Source organism: Bordetella sp., from assembly GCF_051960075.1.
GTDB lineage: Bacteria > Pseudomonadota > Gammaproteobacteria > Burkholderiales > Burkholderiaceae_B > Bordetella.
This window is the reverse complement of record NZ_JBQCER010000027.1, coordinates 1-19133: the sequence shown is the minus strand read 5'-3', so window position 1 is coordinate 19133 and position 19133 is coordinate 1. Positions and strand designations below refer to the sequence as shown.

Annotated in this window: 17 protein-coding genes and 1 rRNA gene; 8 read left to right on the top strand and 10 right to left on the bottom strand. The window is 62.4% G+C overall.

The window, feature by feature from the left end; all coding sequences use genetic code 11:
* Positions 1 to 84 (top strand): 5S ribosomal RNA (rrf, locus tag ACTHJ1_RS03405); the annotation flags it as partial.
* Between the two features lie 221 nt (positions 85 to 305).
* Here rrf and ACTHJ1_RS03400 read toward each other — a convergent pair.
* From ACTHJ1_RS03400 to ACTHJ1_RS03375, 6 genes are all read right to left on the bottom strand, one after another.
* Positions 306 to 956, bottom strand: coding sequence for a hypothetical protein (locus tag ACTHJ1_RS03400; RefSeq protein ID WP_440187683.1), 651 nt, complete (start codon positions 954 to 956; stop codon positions 306 to 308).
* Positions 957 to 1019: 63 nt separating this feature from the next.
* The gene (gene rfbC, locus ACTHJ1_RS03395) at positions 1020 to 1571 is read right to left on the bottom strand and encodes a dTDP-4-dehydrorhamnose 3,5-epimerase (RefSeq protein ID WP_440187680.1); all 552 of its coding nucleotides are present in this window, start codon (positions 1569 to 1571) and stop codon (positions 1020 to 1022) included.
* Positions 1568 to 2455, bottom strand: coding sequence for a glucose-1-phosphate thymidylyltransferase RfbA (rfbA, locus tag ACTHJ1_RS03390; RefSeq protein ID WP_440187677.1), 888 nt, complete (start codon positions 2453 to 2455; stop codon positions 1568 to 1570). Before rfbA ends, rfbC begins: the two co-directional genes overlap by 4 nt.
* A gap of 46 nt (positions 2456 to 2501) precedes the next feature.
* Positions 2502 to 4163, bottom strand: a complete 1662-nt coding sequence (locus tag ACTHJ1_RS03385) for a PhoH family protein (RefSeq protein WP_440187674.1) — start codon at positions 4161 to 4163, stop codon at positions 2502 to 2504.
* A gap of 73 nt (positions 4164 to 4236) precedes the next feature.
* Positions 4237 to 4701: a peroxiredoxin gene (locus ACTHJ1_RS03380; RefSeq protein ID WP_440187671.1), complete on the bottom strand. Its 465-nt coding sequence runs from the start codon at positions 4699 to 4701 to the stop codon at positions 4237 to 4239.
* Entirely contained in the window at positions 4701 to 5183 is a 483-nt protein-coding gene (locus ACTHJ1_RS03375) for an Mth938-like domain-containing protein (RefSeq protein ID WP_440187668.1), read from the bottom strand. Before ACTHJ1_RS03375 ends, ACTHJ1_RS03380 begins: the two co-directional genes overlap by 1 nt.
* A gap of 245 nt (positions 5184 to 5428) precedes the next feature.
* On the opposite strand from ACTHJ1_RS03375, the gene alaC reads away from it, so the two are divergent.
* The 6 genes from alaC to ACTHJ1_RS03345 all read left to right on the top strand — a co-directional run bounded on the left by alaC (position 5429) and on the right by ACTHJ1_RS03345 (position 12714).
* Positions 5429 to 6658 (top strand): alanine transaminase, encoded by a 1230-nt coding sequence (gene alaC, locus ACTHJ1_RS03370; protein ID WP_440187665.1) that lies wholly within the window; start codon positions 5429 to 5431, stop codon positions 6656 to 6658.
* A 35-nt stretch (positions 6659 to 6693) separates the two neighbouring features.
* Positions 6694 to 7998: a homoserine dehydrogenase gene (locus ACTHJ1_RS03365; RefSeq protein WP_440187686.1), complete on the top strand. Its 1305-nt coding sequence runs from the start codon at positions 6694 to 6696 to the stop codon at positions 7996 to 7998.
* Positions 7998 to 9407: a threonine synthase gene (gene thrC, locus ACTHJ1_RS03360; protein ID WP_440187662.1), complete on the top strand. Its 1410-nt coding sequence runs from the start codon at positions 7998 to 8000 to the stop codon at positions 9405 to 9407. The genes ACTHJ1_RS03365 and thrC overlap by 1 nt, the downstream gene beginning before the upstream one ends.
* Positions 9408 to 9615: 208 nt before the next feature.
* Complete coding sequence (locus tag ACTHJ1_RS03355; protein ID WP_440187659.1) at positions 9616 to 11730, top strand: hypothetical protein; 2115 nt, start codon at positions 9616 to 9618, stop codon at positions 11728 to 11730.
* Entirely contained in the window at positions 11727 to 12254 is a 528-nt protein-coding gene (locus ACTHJ1_RS03350; RefSeq protein WP_440187656.1) for a hypothetical protein, read from the top strand. Before ACTHJ1_RS03355 ends, ACTHJ1_RS03350 begins: the two co-directional genes overlap by 4 nt.
* Positions 12244 to 12714, top strand: a complete 471-nt coding sequence (locus ACTHJ1_RS03345) for a type III secretion system chaperone (protein ID WP_440187653.1) — start codon at positions 12244 to 12246, stop codon at positions 12712 to 12714. Before ACTHJ1_RS03350 ends, ACTHJ1_RS03345 begins: the two co-directional genes overlap by 11 nt.
* Before the next feature lie 8 nt (positions 12715 to 12722).
* Here the strand turns inward: ACTHJ1_RS03345 and ACTHJ1_RS03340 are convergent, their stop codons facing one another.
* The 4 genes from ACTHJ1_RS03340 to ACTHJ1_RS03325 form a co-directional block, all read right to left on the bottom strand.
* Complete coding sequence (locus ACTHJ1_RS03340; RefSeq protein WP_440187651.1) at positions 12723 to 13004, bottom strand: hypothetical protein; 282 nt, start codon at positions 13002 to 13004, stop codon at positions 12723 to 12725.
* A complete protein-coding gene (locus ACTHJ1_RS03335; protein WP_440187648.1) occupies positions 13001 to 14026 on the bottom strand; it encodes a class 1 fructose-bisphosphatase in 1026 nt (341 codons plus the stop codon). The genes ACTHJ1_RS03340 and ACTHJ1_RS03335 overlap by 4 nt, the downstream gene beginning before the upstream one ends.
* A 9-nt stretch (positions 14027 to 14035) precedes the next feature.
* Positions 14036 to 16747: an aminopeptidase N gene (gene pepN / locus ACTHJ1_RS03330; protein WP_440187645.1), complete on the bottom strand. Its 2712-nt coding sequence runs from the start codon at positions 16745 to 16747 to the stop codon at positions 14036 to 14038.
* A 265-nt stretch (positions 16748 to 17012) separates the two neighbouring features.
* Positions 17013 to 17378 (bottom strand): H-NS histone family protein, encoded by a 366-nt coding sequence (locus tag ACTHJ1_RS03325; protein ID WP_440187642.1) that lies wholly within the window; start codon positions 17376 to 17378, stop codon positions 17013 to 17015.
* Between the two features lie 213 nt (positions 17379 to 17591).
* Here ACTHJ1_RS03325 and tldD point away from each other — a divergent pair, with 213 nt between their 5' ends.
* Positions 17592 to 19052, top strand: coding sequence for a metalloprotease TldD (gene tldD / locus ACTHJ1_RS03320; RefSeq protein WP_440187639.1), 1461 nt, complete (start codon positions 17592 to 17594; stop codon positions 19050 to 19052).
* The last annotated feature ends 81 nt before the right edge of the window (positions 19053 to 19133 follow it).

The window sequence follows — 19133 nt, the reverse complement described above, 5'->3', positions numbered from 1 at the left end:
CCTTCCCTTCCCGAACAGGACCGTGAAACGAGACCGCGCCGATGATAGTGGATGTACATCTGTGAAAGTAGGTCATCGTCAGGCTCTTATCCCTCAAAGCCCCTCAAACTCTACGTTTGAGGGGCTTTGTTCTTTGTGCGGCCATCCTCGCGCCGCCCACGCCGGCTCCAGCCCGTCGCGCTACCCAAACCGTATATAAAAATACCGGCGCTCCGCCACGCTCCAATAAACAAAAATCCCTCGCCAAATGCTCAGCGAGGGACTTTTGCTCCGCGTATCGCCCCGATAATGCAGGGCGGATGAAATCAAAAACCTATCCAAGCCGCCTGATATTCACTGAAAACTCGCTTGGCGCCTATGCTTTCGGCATATTCGGCAACGTATTTACCCTTGCCTGAGACTTTGGGATCGCTGATGAAGACCGCACCGCTACTTCCTCGAGGGAGGAAAAGCGCTTCCTGCGGGGCGTCATCCACCATGACCAGAGTGTCCGGTCCAATAAGAGGGGAAATGGCGATCAACTCCTTGAGGTGGTGCAGCGCACTGGGGTGGGGCGCTGCCAGATCCACGTCGTAGGAGTCGAGATACAGCAGGTCGATGTGCAGAAACCCGGCCGGCGGATTTTTTGCGAGGCCATGCAAAAATGCCACGCTATCGCCTGTGTGGACATCGACCGCCGGGCTGACCAGAGTCTTGCACAGCGCGGTAGCCTGGGGGTTCAGATCCACGCTGTGTACAGCGGATCCGGGCAAGCCGGCGACGAATTTATCGAACAGTATTGTGCTTTGCCCATCGGACCAGTGGTCCGCTTTGCGGACGCAACCTGTTTCGACGATGAAAACCGGGCGTTCGAGTCGATCGAGAAACTCAAAGGCGCAGCGGAAGGTTGCTTGTCGATGATCAAGCGGCGCAGCAGCGTGCGCGTCGAAGAATTTCCAGAAATTCAGATTACCCATTTTCAGCCTCGTTTATTGAGCCCTAGGTCATCAGCGCTTGCTTGCAATGAGGCAGGCTAGCGTTCAGTCGAAAAACGTCGCCTCGGCCCAAGTGGCGCCGCACGCATCCTTGGCGGCCAGTCTGGGTTCGCCCTGAAGAGGCCAGGTGATGCCTAGCGTCGGGTCGCTCCACAATAGGGTTCGTTCGTGCTGCGGGGCGTAGTAATCGGTGGTTTTGTAGAGAAACTCAGCCGTTTCGCTGAGTACGAGAAATCCGTGCGCGAAGCCTTCTGGTATCCAGGCCTGTTTTTTGTTTTCGGCGCTCAGGATCACGCCCACCCATAGTCCGAAAGTGGGCGAACTTTTGCGCAAATCCACGCCGACATCCCAGACCTCGCCTTGCGTGACGCGTACGAGCTTGCCTTGAGTTTGCTGGACTTGGTAATGCAGACCGCGCAATACATTACGGGACGACTTGGAGTGGTTGTCCTGCACGAAGTCTCGGTTGACGCCGGTTGCTTCGGCAAAGGCGCGCGCATTGAAGCTTTCGAAGAAAAAGCCGCGATCATCACCGAAGACTTTAGGCTCGATGATGAGCATGTCGGGAATGGCGGTAGGGGTGACTTGCAGGGTCAAAATACGTTCTCTTCGATTCGGGTGATCAGATACTGGCCATAGCCGTTCTTGAGCAGGGGCTGAGCCAGTCTGCGCACCTGCTCCGCATCAATCCAGCGACGGTAGTAGGCGATTTCTTCAGGACAGGCGACTTTTAGCCCCTGGCGCTTTTCGATGGTCTGGATGAAAAGACTGGCTTCGAGCATGGACTCGTGCGTACCGGTATCCAGCCAGGCATAGCCGCGGCGCATGACTTCGACCTTGAGTTGTCCGCGGTTCAGATAAGTCTGGTTTACGTCAGTGATTTCGAGCTCGCCGCGTGGGCTGGGCCTGATGCTTTTGGCGATGTCGACGATCTGGTTGTCGTAGAAGTACAGGCCGGTGACGGCATACCTGGACTTAGGCTGCTTGGGTTTTTCTTCGATACTGGTGGCTCGGCCCTGGGCATCGAAGGCGACGACGCCGTAGCGTTCCGGGTCATGCACGTGATAGGCGAACACACTGGCGCCGGTCGGCTGAGCATCGGCGTCTTCCAGCAGTTTCTGGAATTCATGGCCATAGAAAATATTGTCGCCCAGCACCAGCGCGCTTGGATTGTCGCCCAGAAATTTTTCGCCGATGAGAAAGGCTTGTGCCAGCCCGTCCGGGCTGGGCTGCACGGCGTATTGCAGATCGAGACCCCACTGAGCGCCGTCTCCCAGCAACTGCTGGAAGCGCGGCGTGTCCTGCGGGGTGGAGATGATAAGGATCTCGCGTATGCCCGCCAGCATCAGCGTGCTGAGCGGGTAATAGATCATCGGTTTGTCGAAGATCGGCAGCAGTTGTTTGGAAACTGCCAGGGTGGCAGGGTATAGGCGAGTGCCTGAGCCACCAGCCAGAATGATGCCTTTGCGATTCGTTGCCATATTTTTGTTATAGGAAACGTTAAAAGAGCTGAGCGAAAGACGAACTTTACAATACGTCTCCGGCGTAGTCGGCCAAACGGGATCGCTCTCCGCGCTGCAGCGTGATGTGCCCCGCGTGCGGCCAGCCTTTGAACCGATCGACCACGTAGGTCAGGCCCGAACTGCCTTCGGTCAGGTAGGGCGTGTCGATCTGCGCAATATTGCCCAGGCAGATCACCTTGGTGCCCGGACCGGCGCGCGTGACCAGCGTCTTCATCTGTTTGGGCGTGAGGTTCTGCGCCTCGTCGATGATCAGGTATTTGTTGAGAAAGGTGCGGCCGCGCATGAAGTTCAGCGACTTGACCTTGATGCGAGAACGGATCAAATCCATGGTGGCCGCGCGGCCCCAGTCGCCATTGCCTTCGCCTTCGCCCATATTGAGCACGTCGAGGTTGTCCTCGAGCGCGCCCATCCAGGGCAGCATCTTTTCTTCTTCGGTGCCGGGCAGAAAACCGATGTCTTCGCCTACCGGGACCGTGACGCGCGTCATGATGATTTCGGTATAGCGCTTGGTTTCCAGCACCTGCGTGATGCCTGCAGCAAGCGCCAGCAGCGTCTTGCCGGTGCCGGCCTGGCCCAGCAGCGAGATGAAGTCGACGTCGGGGTTCATCAGCAGATTGAGTGCGAAATTCTGCTCGCGATTGCGCGCGGTAATACCCCAAACATTGTTCTTGCCGTGCGTATAGTCGCGCAGCGTGGCCAGCACGGCCGTCCTGCCGCTGACCTCGCGGACCTGTGCGTACAGGGGCATCTGCCCTTCGAAGTAGACGAACTGATTGACGACGAACTGGGCGCACAGAGGGCCCTTGATGCGATAGAACGTGGTGCCGCCTTGCTGCCAGGATTCGACGTCCTTGCCGTGGCGATTCCAGAAGTCCTCGGGCAGCTGCATCATGCCCGCATACATCAGGTCGGTGTCTTCGAGGACGTGGTCGTTGTAGTAGTCCTCGGCTTGCATGCCCAGCGCGCGGGCCTTCAGGCGCATGTTGATGTCTTTGGACACCAGCACCACTTCGCGCTGCGGGTACTTCTCTTGCAGCGCGCGCACTACGCCAAGGATCTGATTGTCGGCCTTGCCCATGGGCAAGTCAGACGGCAGGGTGCTGTGGATGGCCGTGGTCTGAAACAGCAGACGCCCGGTGGCGTCCTTGTTGCCCAGTGCGGTCAGATCCAGGCCTTCGTCCAGATTGGCCAGGTTTTGCACCATCGCATCGAGAGAGCGGCTGACTTGGCGGGCATTGCGCGCCACTTCCGACATGCCCTTCTTTTGATGGTCGAGCTCTTCCAGCGTCATCATCGGCAGGAAGATGTCGTGTTCTTCGAAGCGAAAGAGCGAGGTCGGATCGTGCAGCAGCACGTTGGTGTCGAGCACGAACAGCTTGCGCACGGCAGGCTGGGCCTTGGCCTTGGCTTTGCGGGCCGCGGCAGGCGCGGGCTTGGCGCGAGGGGCCTCGGCGCGTGCAATGACCGGCGCGGCGGCGCCATGCGCGATAGGATGTATTTCGGCGTCCTGCAGACCGTCGAGTTCGGGCTGGTGCTGCGGCCCAGGATCGGCGGACTGGGTAAAGGTTCTGGCGGTGTGTGGCGCGGGGCTGGCGGCGGGCGCAGGTTCGCCCTTGGGGAAAGTCAGAATGGCTGCAGGGCGGGTGGGCATCTTGGGAAGCGGCATACGCTGGACTCTCCTGAGTGGGCCGGAACCGGCCCGGATACGAACGCGGTGACTGATCGACGCGGATCGCGCGTCAACCTATGCTGGTGGCGGCCTGCAGGACTTCGTTGGCATGGCCCGGCACTTTCAGACCGCGCCAGGCCTGTACCAGCAGGCCGTGGGCGTCGATCAGGAAAGTGCTGCGCTCGATGCCGCGCACCTGCTTGCCGTACATGGTCTTTTGCTTGATGACCCCATAAAGATTACAGAGCGTCTCGTCGGAATCGGAGATCAAAGGGAAAGGCAGGCTGTACTTTTCGCAGAAATTGGCGTGCGACTTGAGCGAGTCGCGCGAAACGCCCACCACCACCGTGCCGGCAGCGAGAAATTGGTCGTGCAGATCGCGGAAATCCTGGCCTTCGGCGGTGCAGCCGGGGGTGTTGTCTTTAGGATAAAAATAGAGCACCACGGCGCGGCCGCGGCATTGCGATAAGTCGATGGTGCCGATGGTGCTTTCGGCGACGAACTGCGGGGCGGGCTTGCCGATGATCGCGGACATCAGTCGCTTGCTCCTTGGATGGGGTCGAGGGTGGGTAAAAGCGCGGCGACCACGCGCCGGCCTTCAGCCATGAGGATGTTGTAGGTGCGGGCCGCGGCCTGGGTGTCCATGACTTCGATGCCGACGCCGGCGATCAGGAGCGGGCGCAGGACGGCGGGGGAGAGCATTTTCTGGCGTGCGCCGGTGCCGACCAGGAGTACCTCGGGCGTATCGGGTGTGCGGGCGCCCAGCAGGCCCCCCGCGACGGACTCGGGGTCGTCGAGGAAGGCCAGGGGGTCGCGCGGCGCCCGGGACAGGCCGGCGGCTTGTTCGAGCACGGCGGAGGTGATGTCGGCCGGCGACCTTACGGGCCATTCGGCCACAGCGCCCTCGGGACCGAAAGCGACTGCGTGGGAAAAGCGGACCTGGTTGACCTCGATATAGTCGGGGCCGTAAGCGGTGACGGTGTTGAGCGTCGTCGCAGGATCAGTATGTAGTTTCAATATGCTCAGCTTCGGTGGAATGCAGGCTGGTCGTTTCGATCATAGCGCATCGACGTGGCGGCATTGTTGCATGGCCCCTACAAGGGCCTCCAGGGCCGAGACGCACTCGCCCGTTCCCCGAGGGGACAAGAAAGCTTGGAACGGCCTGGCGTTTTCTTGAAGGACAGGGACGGATGCTATTTGTTTGCTGCACTGCGGCGTTACTGCTAGATTACAAGGTTTACCAGCCTATCTTCCTCCAAGGAATGCCCGCCGTGAGTTCCGTCGACAAAAATGCGGAAAAGCCCCCGCGCCAGTTCACCCGCATCGAGCGCCTGCCGCCTTATGTGTTCAACATTACCGGCGAGCTGAAGATGGCAGCACGGCGGCGCGGCGAGGACATCATCGACATGTCCATGGGCAACCCCGACGGCCCGACGCCACAGCATATCGTCGACAAGATGGTCGAGGCCACGCTGCGGCCCACTACGCACGGCTATTCGGTGTCCAAGGGCATCCCGCGGCTGCGCAAGGCCATTTGCGACTGGTACCAACGCCGCTACACAGTCGAGTTCGACCCGGATTCCGAAGCGATCGTTACTATCGGATCCAAGGAGGGCCTGGCCCATCTGATGCTGGCCACGCTGGATCGCGGCGACACGGTGCTGGTGCCCAATCCCAGCTATCCCATCCACATCTACGGCGCGGTGATCGCGGGCGCGAACATCCGTTCGGTGCCCATGACGCCGGGCATCGACTTCTTCGCCGAGATCGAGCGCGCGGTGCGCGAGTCGATTCCCAAGCCCAAGATGATGATCCTGGGCTTTCCGAGCAACCCCACAGCTCAGTGCGTGGACCTGTCCTTCTTCGAGCGCGTGGTCGCGCTGGCCAAGGAGCACGACATTCTGGTGGTGCACGACCTGGCCTATGCCGACATCTGCTTTGACGGCTATGTGGCGCCGTCCATCATGCAGGTGCCGGGCGCGCGCGATGTAGCGGTCGAATTCTTCACCATGAGCAAGAGCTACAACATGGCCGGTTGGCGTATCGGCTACATGGTGGGCAACCGCGAGCTGGTCGGCGCGCTGGCGCGCATCAAGAGCTATCACGACTACGGCACCTTTACGCCCATCCAGGTGGCCTCCATCGCCGCACTGGACGGTCCGCAAGACTGCGTCAGCGAGATCGTGGCGCAGTACCAGCGCCGCCGCGATGTGCTGGCCAAGGGCCTGATCGAGGCCGGCTGGAACGTCGACATTCCCAAGGCCTCCATGTACATCTGGGCGCGCATTCCCGAGCCTTACCGCGATCTGGGTTCGCTGGAATTCGCCAAGCGCGTACTGGCAGACGCCAAGGTGGCGGTGTCGCCGGGCATCGGCTTCGGCGAATACGGCGACGAGTACGTGCGCTTCGCCCTCATCGAGAACGAGCAGCGCACCCGCCAGGCGGTTCGCGGCATCAAAGAAATGTTTCGCAAGGACGGCCTGCTGAAATGACGAGCTCGAACAAGCATGACGCCCAGGTCGAGGCGATGGGGCCGATGAGAGTGGGCCTGGTCGGCTTGGGCGTGGTGGGCGGCGGCACCTGGACGGTGCTGGCGCGCAACGCCGAGGAAATCGCCCGCCGCGCGGGACGGCGCATCGATGTGGCGCGCGTGGCCGTGCGCGACGTGGCCAAGGCGCGCAGCAAGGTGGGGGAGGCTGTGCCCGTGTCCACCGATGTATTCGGATTGGTGCGCGATCCCGAGATCGATATCGTGGTCGAACTGATCGGCGGCGACAGGTTGGCGCGCGAGCTGGTGCTCGAGGCCATCGCCAACGGCAAGCATGTGGTCACGGCCAATAAGGCTTTGCTGGCCAAGCACGGCAACGAAATTTTCGCCGCTGCCTCCGAGCGTGGCGTGATGGTGGCCTTCGAGGCGGCAGTGGCCGGTGGAATTCCCATTATCAAGGCCATGCGCGAGGGTCTGACGGCCAATCGCATTCAGTGGCTGGCCGGCATCATCAACGGCACCACCAACTTTATCTTGTCCGAAATGCGCGCGCGCGGACTGTCTTTTGCCGAAGTGCTGGCCGAGGCGCAGCGCCTGGGCTATGCCGAAGCCGATCCGACTTTCGACGTCGAGGGCGTGGATGCGGCGCACAAGCTGACGCTGTTGGCCTCGCTGGCTTTCGGCGTGCCGGTGCAATTCGACAAAGCCTATATCGAAGGGATTTCCAAATTGGAGGCCGTCGATATTGCACATGCTGAACGCTTGGGCTACCGCCTCAAATTGCTGGGAATCACGCGCCGCCGCGCCGACGGCATAGAGCTGCGAGTGCATCCTGCGCTGGTGCCCGCCGACAAGCTGCTGGCCAATGTCGAGGGCCCCATGAACGCCGTGCTGGTGCATGGTGACGCCGTGGGTCCGACGCTGTATTACGGCCAGGGAGCGGGCGAGGAGCCTACCGCCTCGGCCGTGGTGGCCGATCTGGTCGACATTACTCGCCTGCATACGGCGGATCCGGGCAACCGCGTGCCGCACCTGGCTTTCCAGCCCGACGCCATGTCGGACCTGGCCATCCTGCCCATGGACCGCGTACGCACGTCATACTATCTACGCCTGCGTGTCGACGACGTGCCTGGCGTGCTGGCCGACATTGCCCGTGTCCTGGCCGACCGCGGCATTTCCATCGGCTCGATGATCCAGCAGCCCTCGCATATCGGCGGGGCCGACATCATCTTCCTCACGCACGAAGCCGTCGAAGGCAAGGTCAACGAGGCGATCGGCGCCATTGAGGCGCTCTCCTTTGTCCGATCCAAGGTCACGCGCCTGCGCATGGAAAATCTTCAGTGATGAATTACGTATCTACCCGAGGCGGCATGGCGCCGCAGGCTTTTTCCGACATTCTTCTCGAAGGCCTGGCGCCCGACGGCGGCCTGGCCGTGCCGCAGGAATTGCCCCGCATCGATGCGGCGACGCTCGAGTCCTGGCGTGACCTGACCTATGCCGACCTGGCATTCGAGGTGCTGTCGCGCTTCGCCTCCGACATCCCGGTCGAAGATCTGCGCAGGATGACGCGCGCAGCGTATCAGCCCGCCAGCTTCAAGAGCGCCGACATCGTTCCCTTGAAACCGCTCGACGAGACGACGGCGCTGGTGGGTCTGTCCGAAGGCCCGACGCTGGCTTTCAAGGACATGGCCATGCAGTTCCTGGGCCAGGTTTTCGAATACGTGCTGGGCAAGCGCGGCGCCACGCTGAACATTCTGGGCGCAACCTCGGGCGATACCGGTTCGGCAGCCGAGTACGCGCTGCGCGGCAAGAAGGGCGTGGCCGTGTTCATGCTGTCGCCGCACGGCCGTATGAGCGCCTTCCAGCGTGCGCAGATGTATTCGTTGCAAGACGAGAACATCCACAACATCGCCGTGCGCGGCGTGTTCGACGAGGCGCAGGACATCGTCAAGGCGCTGGCCGGCGACCTGGATTTCAAGAGCCGCATGCGCCTGGGCGCAGTGAATTCGATCAACTGGGCACGCATCGCGGCGCAGGTGGTGTACTACTTCTGGGGCTGGTTGCGCGCCACCGGCAAACCCGGCCAGCAGGTGTCGTTCACGGTGCCATCGGGCAACTTCGGCAACATCCTGTCGGGCCACATCGCCCGCGGCATGGGTCTGCCGGTGCGCCGCCTGGTGCTGGCCACCAACGAAAACAACGTGCTCGAAGAGTTCTTCCGCACGGGCATCTACAGCCCGCGCGGCCCCGAGCACACGTACGCAACCTCCAGCCCGTCGATGGATATTTCGCGCGCCTCGAATTTCGAGCGCTTCGTCTACGACCTGGTGGGCCGCGACGGCAATCGGGTCAAGGCATTGTGGGCCGAGATGGCGAAGACGGGGCGCTTCGACTTGTCCGCCGAGCATTCGCGCTTCGAGTCCGAGTTCGGTTTCGTGGCGGGCAGGAGCAGCCACGAAGATCGCCTGGATACGATCCGCGCTTTGTTCGAATCCAAGGGGTTGCTGATCGATCCGCATACGGCGGACGGCGTGAAAGTGGCCGCCCAGTTCGTCGAGCCCGGTGTTCCCATGTTGGTGCTCGAAACCGCGCTGCCGGCCAAGTTCTCCGAGACCATCCAGCAGGCCATCGGCCGTCCCGCGCCTGTGCCAGCCGACTTGGCAGGTCTGGAGGCGCTGCCGCAGCGCGTCGAAGTGATGGACTGCGACGCGGGCCTGGTGCGGGCTTTCCTGGAAAAGCACGCCAAGCTGTGAGCGTAAGCCGAGGCCCGCGGCGGCCGATGATCGGCATCACCCTGACGAGGCCGTATCGAGAAACCCGGTGAATCGACGATTCCCCGGGTTTTTTCTTGCTCAAGACATTTTGTCCGGCGCATTGGAACCTAATCCGGATTCAGGTCACTCACCCGCATCGGTATAACGCAGCCCATCGAACTGCAGAGCTCCTACTAGTGGAATCTTAATGAACACACAGGTCGGCAATATCCCGATCGGTATGACGCCCGTGGGTATTCCATTGGTCGAGCAGACGCCTTCGAGTTCGTCTTCGGACGGCGTGATCGGGGGGGAATCCGTCAGGCTCGCGCCGCCGCATCCCCGCTTGTCCGATGAGGCGCGGCCCCATCGCTACGAGCCGCAGGCCAGGCGCAAGCTCGACAACATCGATTTTCAATTGAAGATCGGCCTTGCCCCCAAACAGGACAAACTCAGGGGCGAAGCCTTGCGCGAGGCTTTGCCGGGCCGCGACGGCCTGGTCAAGTGGATGGGCGCCGGTCCCAAGGACGACATCAAGATCTTCGGTTTCACGCTATGGCAGCGTTCGAGCGACTACAAGGCGATGCTCGGCGCGCTGGACGATTACCAGAAGTCCGCGGAGCGAGCGCAGAATCCCAAGCTCAGCTCCACGGAAAAACAGCAGGCCGTGCAGCGCATGCACGACAAGCTCAAGGCGCTGGATGCCTGCGCCGAGAAATATATGGCGGGTTCCCGCAATACGCACAAACCGGAAGTCGCCCTGCTGCGCCAGCGCATAGGCGAGGAACTCAAGCTGGCCGAATCCGTGCTGAAGGAAGCCGGTTCCCTCGAGAGCGGCTGGCCCGAGCATCTTGCGCCGGGCCAGGCGCTGGACATGAGGCGATTTGCTCCCAGTCTGACTTTCGCGGCCATGAGCGATCTGGCCCAGGTGGGATTCAAGTTCAGTCTGGACGATATGCCCAAGCATTACGACATTCCCGAGGCCAAGGGAGGACTGGGCGAAGTGGAAGCGGAGCGGCTGCAAAAATTCAAGGGCAAGGTCGATGTCCTGCAAGGCCAAGCCGGCGGCGACTACTCGCCGAACATAGCGCTCGAAGCCAAGCGCCTGACCCGCGCCGAATATATGGATCAGCTGCTGCAGGGCCACGTGGCCCTTGCCAAAGACTGGGCGCAGCAGGCCCGCGAACATGGGCTGACGCCGGAGCAGGCGCGTCCGTATTTTGAAGCACGCGTGCCCATCGCCTCGAAATTCCTCGATGGCGTCAAGGAACTGCCCAAGGACGAAAGCGCAAAAAAAATCGGCAGCGGCGGCATGAACGCCGTGTTCAGCGGGCAATACGCTTTCTTCGGCGGCGGCACGCCCGGCCCGGCCGTGTTCAAGCCCTTGAGTTCGGTCGACCCCAAGGCCTTGGAGGCCGCGCCTGCCGCCATGAGTTCGGGCATAGACCCGAATGCACCCAATCCCATGGGGCGCAATGCCGGCATGGCCTGGCTGGATCGGCGCCTGGGCCTGGATCTGCTGCCCAAGATCGAATTGGCCAAGGTCGGCGGCCAGCTCAATATGGTCATGGAAAAAGCGCCGGGCAGTGCGCCTGAAATCGGACAGAGCGTGAATCTGCGCCTGCCCGTCGCGCAGATCGCGCAACTCAAGACCGACGAGAAGGCACGTCAGGCCTTCCTGAAGGACCATGGCCTGGAAGAGCTGGAGTTTCTCGACAACGGCGGCGTACGCGGCCTGCTCGACGTGGACAATCCGAAAAAAATCGCGGTCGTCTTCGACTACGGCGATGCCGGCCTGCGCAAGGAACTGACCAGCCTGCAATGGCTGGATGCCTTGTCGGGACAGGTCGATCGCCATCGAGGCAATTATTTTGTCCAGGTTGACGAGAGCGGCAGGTTCCAGAAGCTCACTGGCATCGACAACGACCTGGCCTTCGGCAAGAACCTGACGGACCCGGACGCCGATTGCCGTGCGGGGATCAGCGGCGCGCAGCTGGGCCTGCCCGATGTCATCGACGAAGGCCTGGCCAACCAACTCAAAAGCCTGACGCCAGGCGAGTTGCGCGAACAGCTGGGCGCGATGGTGTCGCCGGCGGAAGTCGACGCCGCCTTGGCGCGTTTGGGAAAAATTCACGAGCACATCGCGAAACTGGAGCGTGAGGGTATGGTGCTGAAAAGCACCGCGGACTGGTCGCGCGAAGACGTGGGCCTGAAATTGAATCAGGCGGACAAGCCTTGCTACGTATCGAGGGACGCGCAGTTCTGCCGTGAAGTGATCGCCAGGAATCAACCGCACGTTGCTCCGCAGGAGCTCAATCGATGAATGCAAGCGACTATCACGACCTGCTGCTGTTCTGCTCGGACGAAGGTTTGGCCGCGCCGCCCCTGTCCGTGGCGTTGGCCGATGCGGTGCGGCGCACCGGTACGCGCGCTTTCGGCGCCAGCGTCCAGACGCCCGCGGGCGTCGATGCTTTTCACTTGGGCTGCACGGGCCATGGCGTCAACAGCAATGTCTTGCGCTACGAGCTGCTATACGGCCCGCTGGCCATCGTTCTGAGCCGGCGGTGGGGCAATGCCTACGACGATTCCGGCGATGCCGCGCGCCGTATTGCCCGGGCCTTCGAACTGGCGGCGCAAGCGATGGCCTTGATCGACAAACTGGCCGACCAGGGCAGGCTGCTCGGCCAGCGCCTGCTCGTCGTCGACACCGAGAACGAGCAGGCCGGCTGGAACTGGGTCGCCGTCGGTCAGGAAGAACACACGATATTGAAGCGCGACGACAGGCTCATCCCGATTCGGGCGGCGGTGCAGTCATTGATTGATAAGGAGCAAGGCCATGTCGAATAGCAATGCCGCAATGCTCATCGCCGCGCTGGGCAAGGCCGTGGGCATCACGCCACTGACCCTGGACGCCGACGGTGCGCTGGCTCTGCAGGTAGGAGACGACAAGCATCTGAACTTCCAGCATGACGGCAAGACGGATCACTTCACCCTGTTCATGCCGCTGGGGCAGGTGAGAGCGGGCGACGACCTGGACGCCGTGTATGCCGATATGCTGCGCGCCAACCGGTTCTGGCGCGGCACGCTGGGAGCCACGCTGAGCCTGGACGACCAGACGCCGCCTGGCGCGGTGCTGGCCGTGCGCCTATCGTGCGCGGGCCTGTCCGAAGAGGACTTTATCGCCGCCGTGGAGCGCATGCTCGACGCCGCGCGCGAATGGCTGTCTCATCTGGCGGGCACGGGCGAGACCCGGCAGGCGCCTGCCCGCGCCGACGATTCGCACCGTGCCCTGATGTTTCGGGTCTGAGCAGCTTTCTAGGCCTGCAGGGCGCCGCGCAGCAATTCGTCCAGCAGCCCGTTCATCCCGTGCGGATGCGAGGCGGCGCGTTCCTGCAGCGCCGCCACCAGCGTGCCCTCGAGCTTGCAGGCAAAAGGCACCAGCCCCTTGGCCTGGTCCTGTTTGCGCTGCTCGCGCCGATCGAGCGCGGCATCGGGTGCAGCGGTGCTCTTGCCGAAGCGCTCCGAATGCGATTGCTTGAGCGCGTTCGTAAGTTTGAGTCCCTTGTTCTTCGCAAGGTCGAATTTTTTCATTGTCATGGGGTCGCTTCCCAACCGTGCTCGGCATGGTATTGGCGCACACGCTCGACTTCATTCTTCGAGCCCAGAATCACGCTCACGCGTTGATGCAGCTTTTCGGGCTGCACGTCCATGATGCGTTGCGTGCCGGTGATCGACGCGCCGTCGGCCTGCTCCACCAGGAAGCTCATGGGGTTGGCTTCGTACATCAGGCGCAGCTTGCCAGGCTTGGACGGCTCGCGTGAATCCCAGGGGTACATAAAGATGCCGCCGCGGGTGAGCACGCGATGCACGTCGGCCACCATCGAGGCGATCCAGCGCATGTTGTAGTCCTTGCCGAGCGGGCCCGTTTTGCCGGCCAGACAGTCGTCGATGTAACGCTTCATGGGGGGAGCCCAGTGGCGCATGTTCGACATATTGATGGCGAATTCCTTGGTATCCGCGGGGATTTCGTATTTTTCCTGCGTCATTACCCATGAGCCCATTTCGCGGTCGAGCGTGAAACCCACCGTGCCTTGGCCGATAGTAAGCACCAGCATGGTCTGGGGACCGTAGACGGCGTAGCCGGCGGCCACCTGCTTGGTGCCGGGCTGCAGGAAGTCTTTCTCGACGATCTCCTGGCCCAAGCCGTGCGGCGCCTTGAGCACGGAAAAGATCGTGCCGATCGACACGTTCACGTCGATGTTCGACGAGCCGTCCAGGGGATCGAACAGCAGCAGGTATTCGCCCTTGGGATAGCGGTTGGGAATGGCGTGGAGGGTTTCCATTTCTTCGGACGCCATGGCGGCGAGGTGGCCGCCCCATTCGTTGGCTTCGAGCAGGATTTCGTTGGACAGTACGTCCAGTTTCTTCTGCACCTCGCCTTGGACGTTCTCGGACTCGAGCGCGCCGAGCACGCCGCCCAGCGCGCCTTTACCGACGGCGTGGCCGATGCTCTTGCAAGCGCGCGCCACGACCTCGATGAGCAGGCGCAGCTCGGAGGAAATGGCTTGGTTCGAGCGCTGCTGTTCGACCAAGTATTGAGTGAGGGTTTTTCTCTTCATGGGGGATTCCTATGCCTGCGGGGCGAATTCCAGCGCTTTCGAAACGATTTCCAGCACATTGCGCGATAGTCCGGGATGACGCGCCACGCGTTCCAGCGCCTGCTGCATGGGACCGCGCAGCGCGGGCACGAAGCGCGCCCAGCTGTCGAGCGCCCGAGCCAGGCGCGCAGCGATCTCCGGATTCATGCCGTCGAGCGCGATGACCTGGTCGGACCAATACGCGTAGCCCTGACCGCCTGAGCCATGCATGCCGCGCGCATTGTTCAAGCAGAACTGGAACACCAGCGCGCGGGCGCGGTTGGGGTTGCGCAGCGTGAAGGCCGGATGCTGCATGAGCGCACGCACGCCGGCCACGTCAGTGGAGCGCGCGGTGGCCTGCAGCGTGAACCATTTGTCGACGACCAAAGGATCGTCCTGCCAACGATCGTAAAAAGCGGCCAGCGCTTGCGCCGGGGCCAGGCCCTCGCCGTAATTGATGAGGCTAGAGAGCGCGGCCATGCCGTCGGTCATATTGCCGGCCTCGGCGTACTGGCGTTCGGCCAGGGCTTGCGAACCTTCGACTTTGGCGGCCATCAGATGGGCCAGCGCCAGATTTTTCAAGGCGCGCATGCCGGCGGGGCCTGGCGCCGGGCTGTAATCGCCCGGCGTCTGGTTGGCGTCGAAAGCGGCGCGCCATTCGGCGGCCAAACGCCGGCCGAGTTCCGCGCGCAGATGATCGCGCGCGGCAGTCAGCGCCGGTGGGTCCATGAGATCCATGCGCTCGGCCAATGTTTTTTCCGAGGGCAGCAGCAGCGTGCGGGCGCGGTAGGCGGCGTCCAGAGCGGGGTCGTTCAGCAGGGCACGCCAGGCCTCGATGAAGGTGTCGGCCACGATCAGCGGTTGACCGGCCTGATGTCGGCGGGCCAGCATCAGGATCTGTCGGGTGGCCAGTTCCTGACCCGACTCCCAGCGGGAGAAAGCGTCCGTATCGTGAGCCGAAAGCAAGGCCAGTTCTTCGTCCGTCCAGGCGTAGTCGACGATGACCGGCGCCGAGAAGCCGCGCAGTAGCGACGGAACCGGCACCGCAGGGATGTTCTCGAACACCCATTGCTGCCGTTCATCGGTCAGTTCGAGCAGCACGGTCTCGGCGGCGGGCTGGCCGTTCACGACCAGCGGCATGGGCTTGCCGGCGCGGTCGATGAGGCCGACGGCGAAGGGAATATGGAAAGGCTGCTTGGCGGGCTGGCCCGGGCGGCGCTCCACGCCCACCGGCGGGCAGCTCTGGGTCAATGTCAGCGTGCAGCGGCGCGCTGTCGGGTCGTAGCCCAGCGTCACGCTCACGCGCGGCGTGCCAGCCTGGCGGTACCAGTTGCGGAACTGCTCGAGGTTGCGGCCCGGATGCTGGCGAGCGTAAACCGACTCCATGGCGTCGACGAAGTCGTCGCAGGTCACGGCCTGGCCGTCGTGACGGCGGAAGTATTCGTCCATGCCGGCGCGAAAGCCCGCCTCGCCCAGCAGCGTGTGCTGCATGCGGATGACTTCGGCGCCTTTTTCGTACACCGTGGCGGTGTAGAAATTGCCGATCTCTTGATAGCTTTCGGGGCGGATGGGGTGGGCCATGGGGCCCGCGTCTTCAGGAAACTGCGCGGCGCGCAGGGTGGCCACGTCGTCGATGCGCTTGACCGCGCGGGCGCTGGCCGCCGCGGCAGGTGCAAGCGAGCGCGCCATCATGTCGGCAGAGAATTCCTGGTCGCGAAAGACAGTGAGGCCTTCTTTCAGGCTCAGCTGGAACCAATCGCGGCAGGTGACGCGGTTGCCCGTCCAGTTGTGGAAATATTCGTGGCCGACGACCGATTCGATGCCCTCGTAGTTGGCGTCGGTGGCCGTGTCGGCATCGGCGAGCACGTACGCCGCGTTGAAGATGTTCAGACCTTTGTTCTCCATGGCGCCCATGTTGAAGTCGCGCACGGCGACCACCATGAATCGGTCCAGGTCGAGCTCCAGGCCAAAGCGGGTTTCGTCCCAGTGCACGGCGCGCACCAGCGATTCCAGCGCCCATTCAGTGCGCGATTCGGAACCGGGATCGCTGTAGACCTGCAGCAGCACCTCGCGTCCGGAGCGCGTCTTGACGCGGGTTTCGCGTAGCGTGAGCTTGCCGGCGACCAAGGCGAACAGGTAGCAGGGCTTGGGGAAAGGGTCTTCCCAGTGGGCTTCGCGGCGGCCGTCGGGCAGATCGCGCTCGGAGATCAGGTTGCCGTTGGACAGCAGCACGGGGTAATCGGCGCCTGCGCGAAGCGTGACGCGGTAGCGCGACATGACGTCGGGGCGGTCGGCGAACCAGGTGATGCGGCGAAAACCCTCGGCTTCGCATTGCGTGAAGAAATTGCCGCTGGACACATACAGGCCCATCAGCGTGGAGTTGGCCGCGGGATTGCAGCGGCTGACGGTCTCTACCTTGGCCTGCGCGGGCAGGCCGCATATGACCAGGCTGTGCTCGGAAACCGTGTAGCGCTCCGCCGGCCAGCGCTGCCCGTCGACGTGCAGGGAAAGCAGTTCCAGCGCGTCGCCGTTCAATTCCAAGGGCGTATCGGCGGCGACGTCCGGCCGGCGCTCGATCTGCATGGCGCAATGCACCATGGTGGCGTCGGGATCAAGGTCGAAAGCCAGAGATACCTGGGGGATGTCGTAAGGATAGGGCTGGTAATCCTTGCGGTAGATCGTGACGGGCGTGTCGGTGCGCATGGGCCTTTGCTTCTGTGCTGCGATGAGATGCGGCTATTGTAGTGGGCCGGGAGCCGATATTCGATTTTTGCTACAGACGAAGAGTCGGAGTGACGCCGTCAATATTCAAAGTATCGCGAAATATTATGAAATGATTTAATTCCGATTAAATGCACGGCACTGGGTTTTTATTGCATGAGCCGATCGGCCGGTTTTGAAAATAATGTCATCGGAAAAATAAAAATGGCGCACCGCAGGCGCGCCATTTTTGCGATTCGGCAAGAGATCAGGCGATCAGGAAACTGTCGCGCGCCGCGCCGGCGGCTTCGGCCGCCATGAGCCAGCGTGGAGCCTTGCCACGGCCGCTCCAGGTTTCGCCGGTTTGGGGATGGCGATATTTGGGCGCGACAGGGCGCTTGGCGGTGCTGTTCGCGCCGCTCGCAGTCTTGCGTTTGCCGCCGCGGCCGGATTTGGCCGAACCGAAGGCCGCCGCGACATCGTCAGGGGTAATGCCGTATTCGCGCATCGACTTGACAATGGAGGCGATGACAGGCTTGCGGCGCCTGTCATGCAGGGCGGCTGCCTGCTTTTGCAGCTTGGAAATTTCTTTCTCGATTTTTGCCTGCTGGCTAGCGTAGGAGGCTCGGGGCATATATTCCTCGGTTGGTCTGAGGGTCACGAGATTTGATATTCAAACTTAAATGACCTCGGTGGCCGAATAATACTATCTAAATCATTTTTTTAAACTATTTCCCGCGCGGTATTTTGAATTTAAGACCGTATCGCCTGCATCGCGTCCGATCACCGATGCCGGATCGGCGGTACGATAGAGGTTAGAAACCCGCCACTTACGCGAACTGTACGCATGAAACTCATTGACCCCGCGATTCAATCCCTGGCCACCGCCAAATCGTTGCTGCTCGACCCCTGGGGCCTGACAGAAGGCCACCTCGCCCAGGCGCTGGGCGAGATCTTCGCGCACAAGGTGGATTACGCCGACCTGTATTTCCAGTACACCCGCAGCGAGGGCTGGAGCCTGGAAGAGGGCATCGTCAAGACCGGCAGCTTCTCGATCGGGCAGGGCGTGGGTGTGCGCGCCATCAGTGGCGAGAAAACCGCTTTCGCCTACTCCGACAGTCTGTCGCGCGACGCACTGCTGTCGGCGGCGCATACCGTGCGCGGCATCGCGCGGCGCGGCGCGGGCAAGGTCAAGGTGTCGGCCCAGGTACCCCCCGACGATGCCCGCAGCCTGTATGCCGGCATCGATCCCCTGACCACGCTGAGCGCGCCGGAAAAAGTGGCGCTGCTCGAGCGCGTCGAACGGATGGCGCGCGCAGCCGATCCGCATGTGATCCAGGTCATGGCGGGTCTGGGCGCCGAGTACGATGTGGTGCTGGTGGCGGGCAGCGACGGTCGCCTGGCTGCGGATGTGCGGCCGCTGGTGCGCTTGTCGCTGACCGTGATCGCCGAACGCGATGGTCGGCGTGAAATGGGCCATGGCGGCGGCGGCGGGCGTGTTGGCCTGGAAATGTTCACCGACGACGTTCTGCGCGAGTACGTGGACCGCGCTGTGCACGAGGCCATGGTCAATCTCGATGCCCGGCCCGCGCCTGCAGGCGAGATGACCGTCGTGCTGGGTTCGGGTTGGCCCGGAATCCTGCTGCACGAGGCCGTGGGCCACGGCCTGGAAGGCGATTTCAACCGCAAGGGCTCCAGCGTGTTTTCCGGCCGCATCGGCGAGCGCGTGGCTTCCAAGGGCGTGACCGTGGTTGACGACGGCACGCTGGCCGGCCGGCGCGGCTCGCTCAATGTGGACGACGAAGGCAACGCCACCCAGCACAATGTACTGATCGAAGACGGCATTCTGCGCGGCTATATGCAGGACACGCTCAACGCGCGTCTGATGAAGATGCGCGCCACCGGAAACGGCCGGCGCGAATCCTTTGCGCATCTGCCCATGCCGCGCATGACCAATACCTATATGCTGGCAGGCAGCACGCCGCCCGAGGAGATCATCGCATCGGTCAAGCGCGGTCTTTATGCCGCAAATTTCGGCGGCGGCCAGGTGGATATCACCAGCGGCAAGTTCGTTTTTTCGGCTTCCGAGGCCTACATGATCGAGAACGGCAAGATCACCTATCCAGTCAAGGGCGCCACCCTTATCGGCAACGGTCCCGACGCAATGAACCGAGTGAGCCTCATCGGCGACGATATGAAGCTCGACTCGGGGGTGGGTACCTGCGGCAAGGAAGGGCAGAGCGTGCCTGTGGGCGTTGGCATGCCCACCGTGCGCATGGACGGGTTGACCGTGGGCGGAACGGCCTGAGCCCCGTTAGGCATCGCTTATCCAGGCGCTTCAGACAGATCGGAAACAGCCCCTGCAAAACAGGCGCTGTTCTCAGTTTGA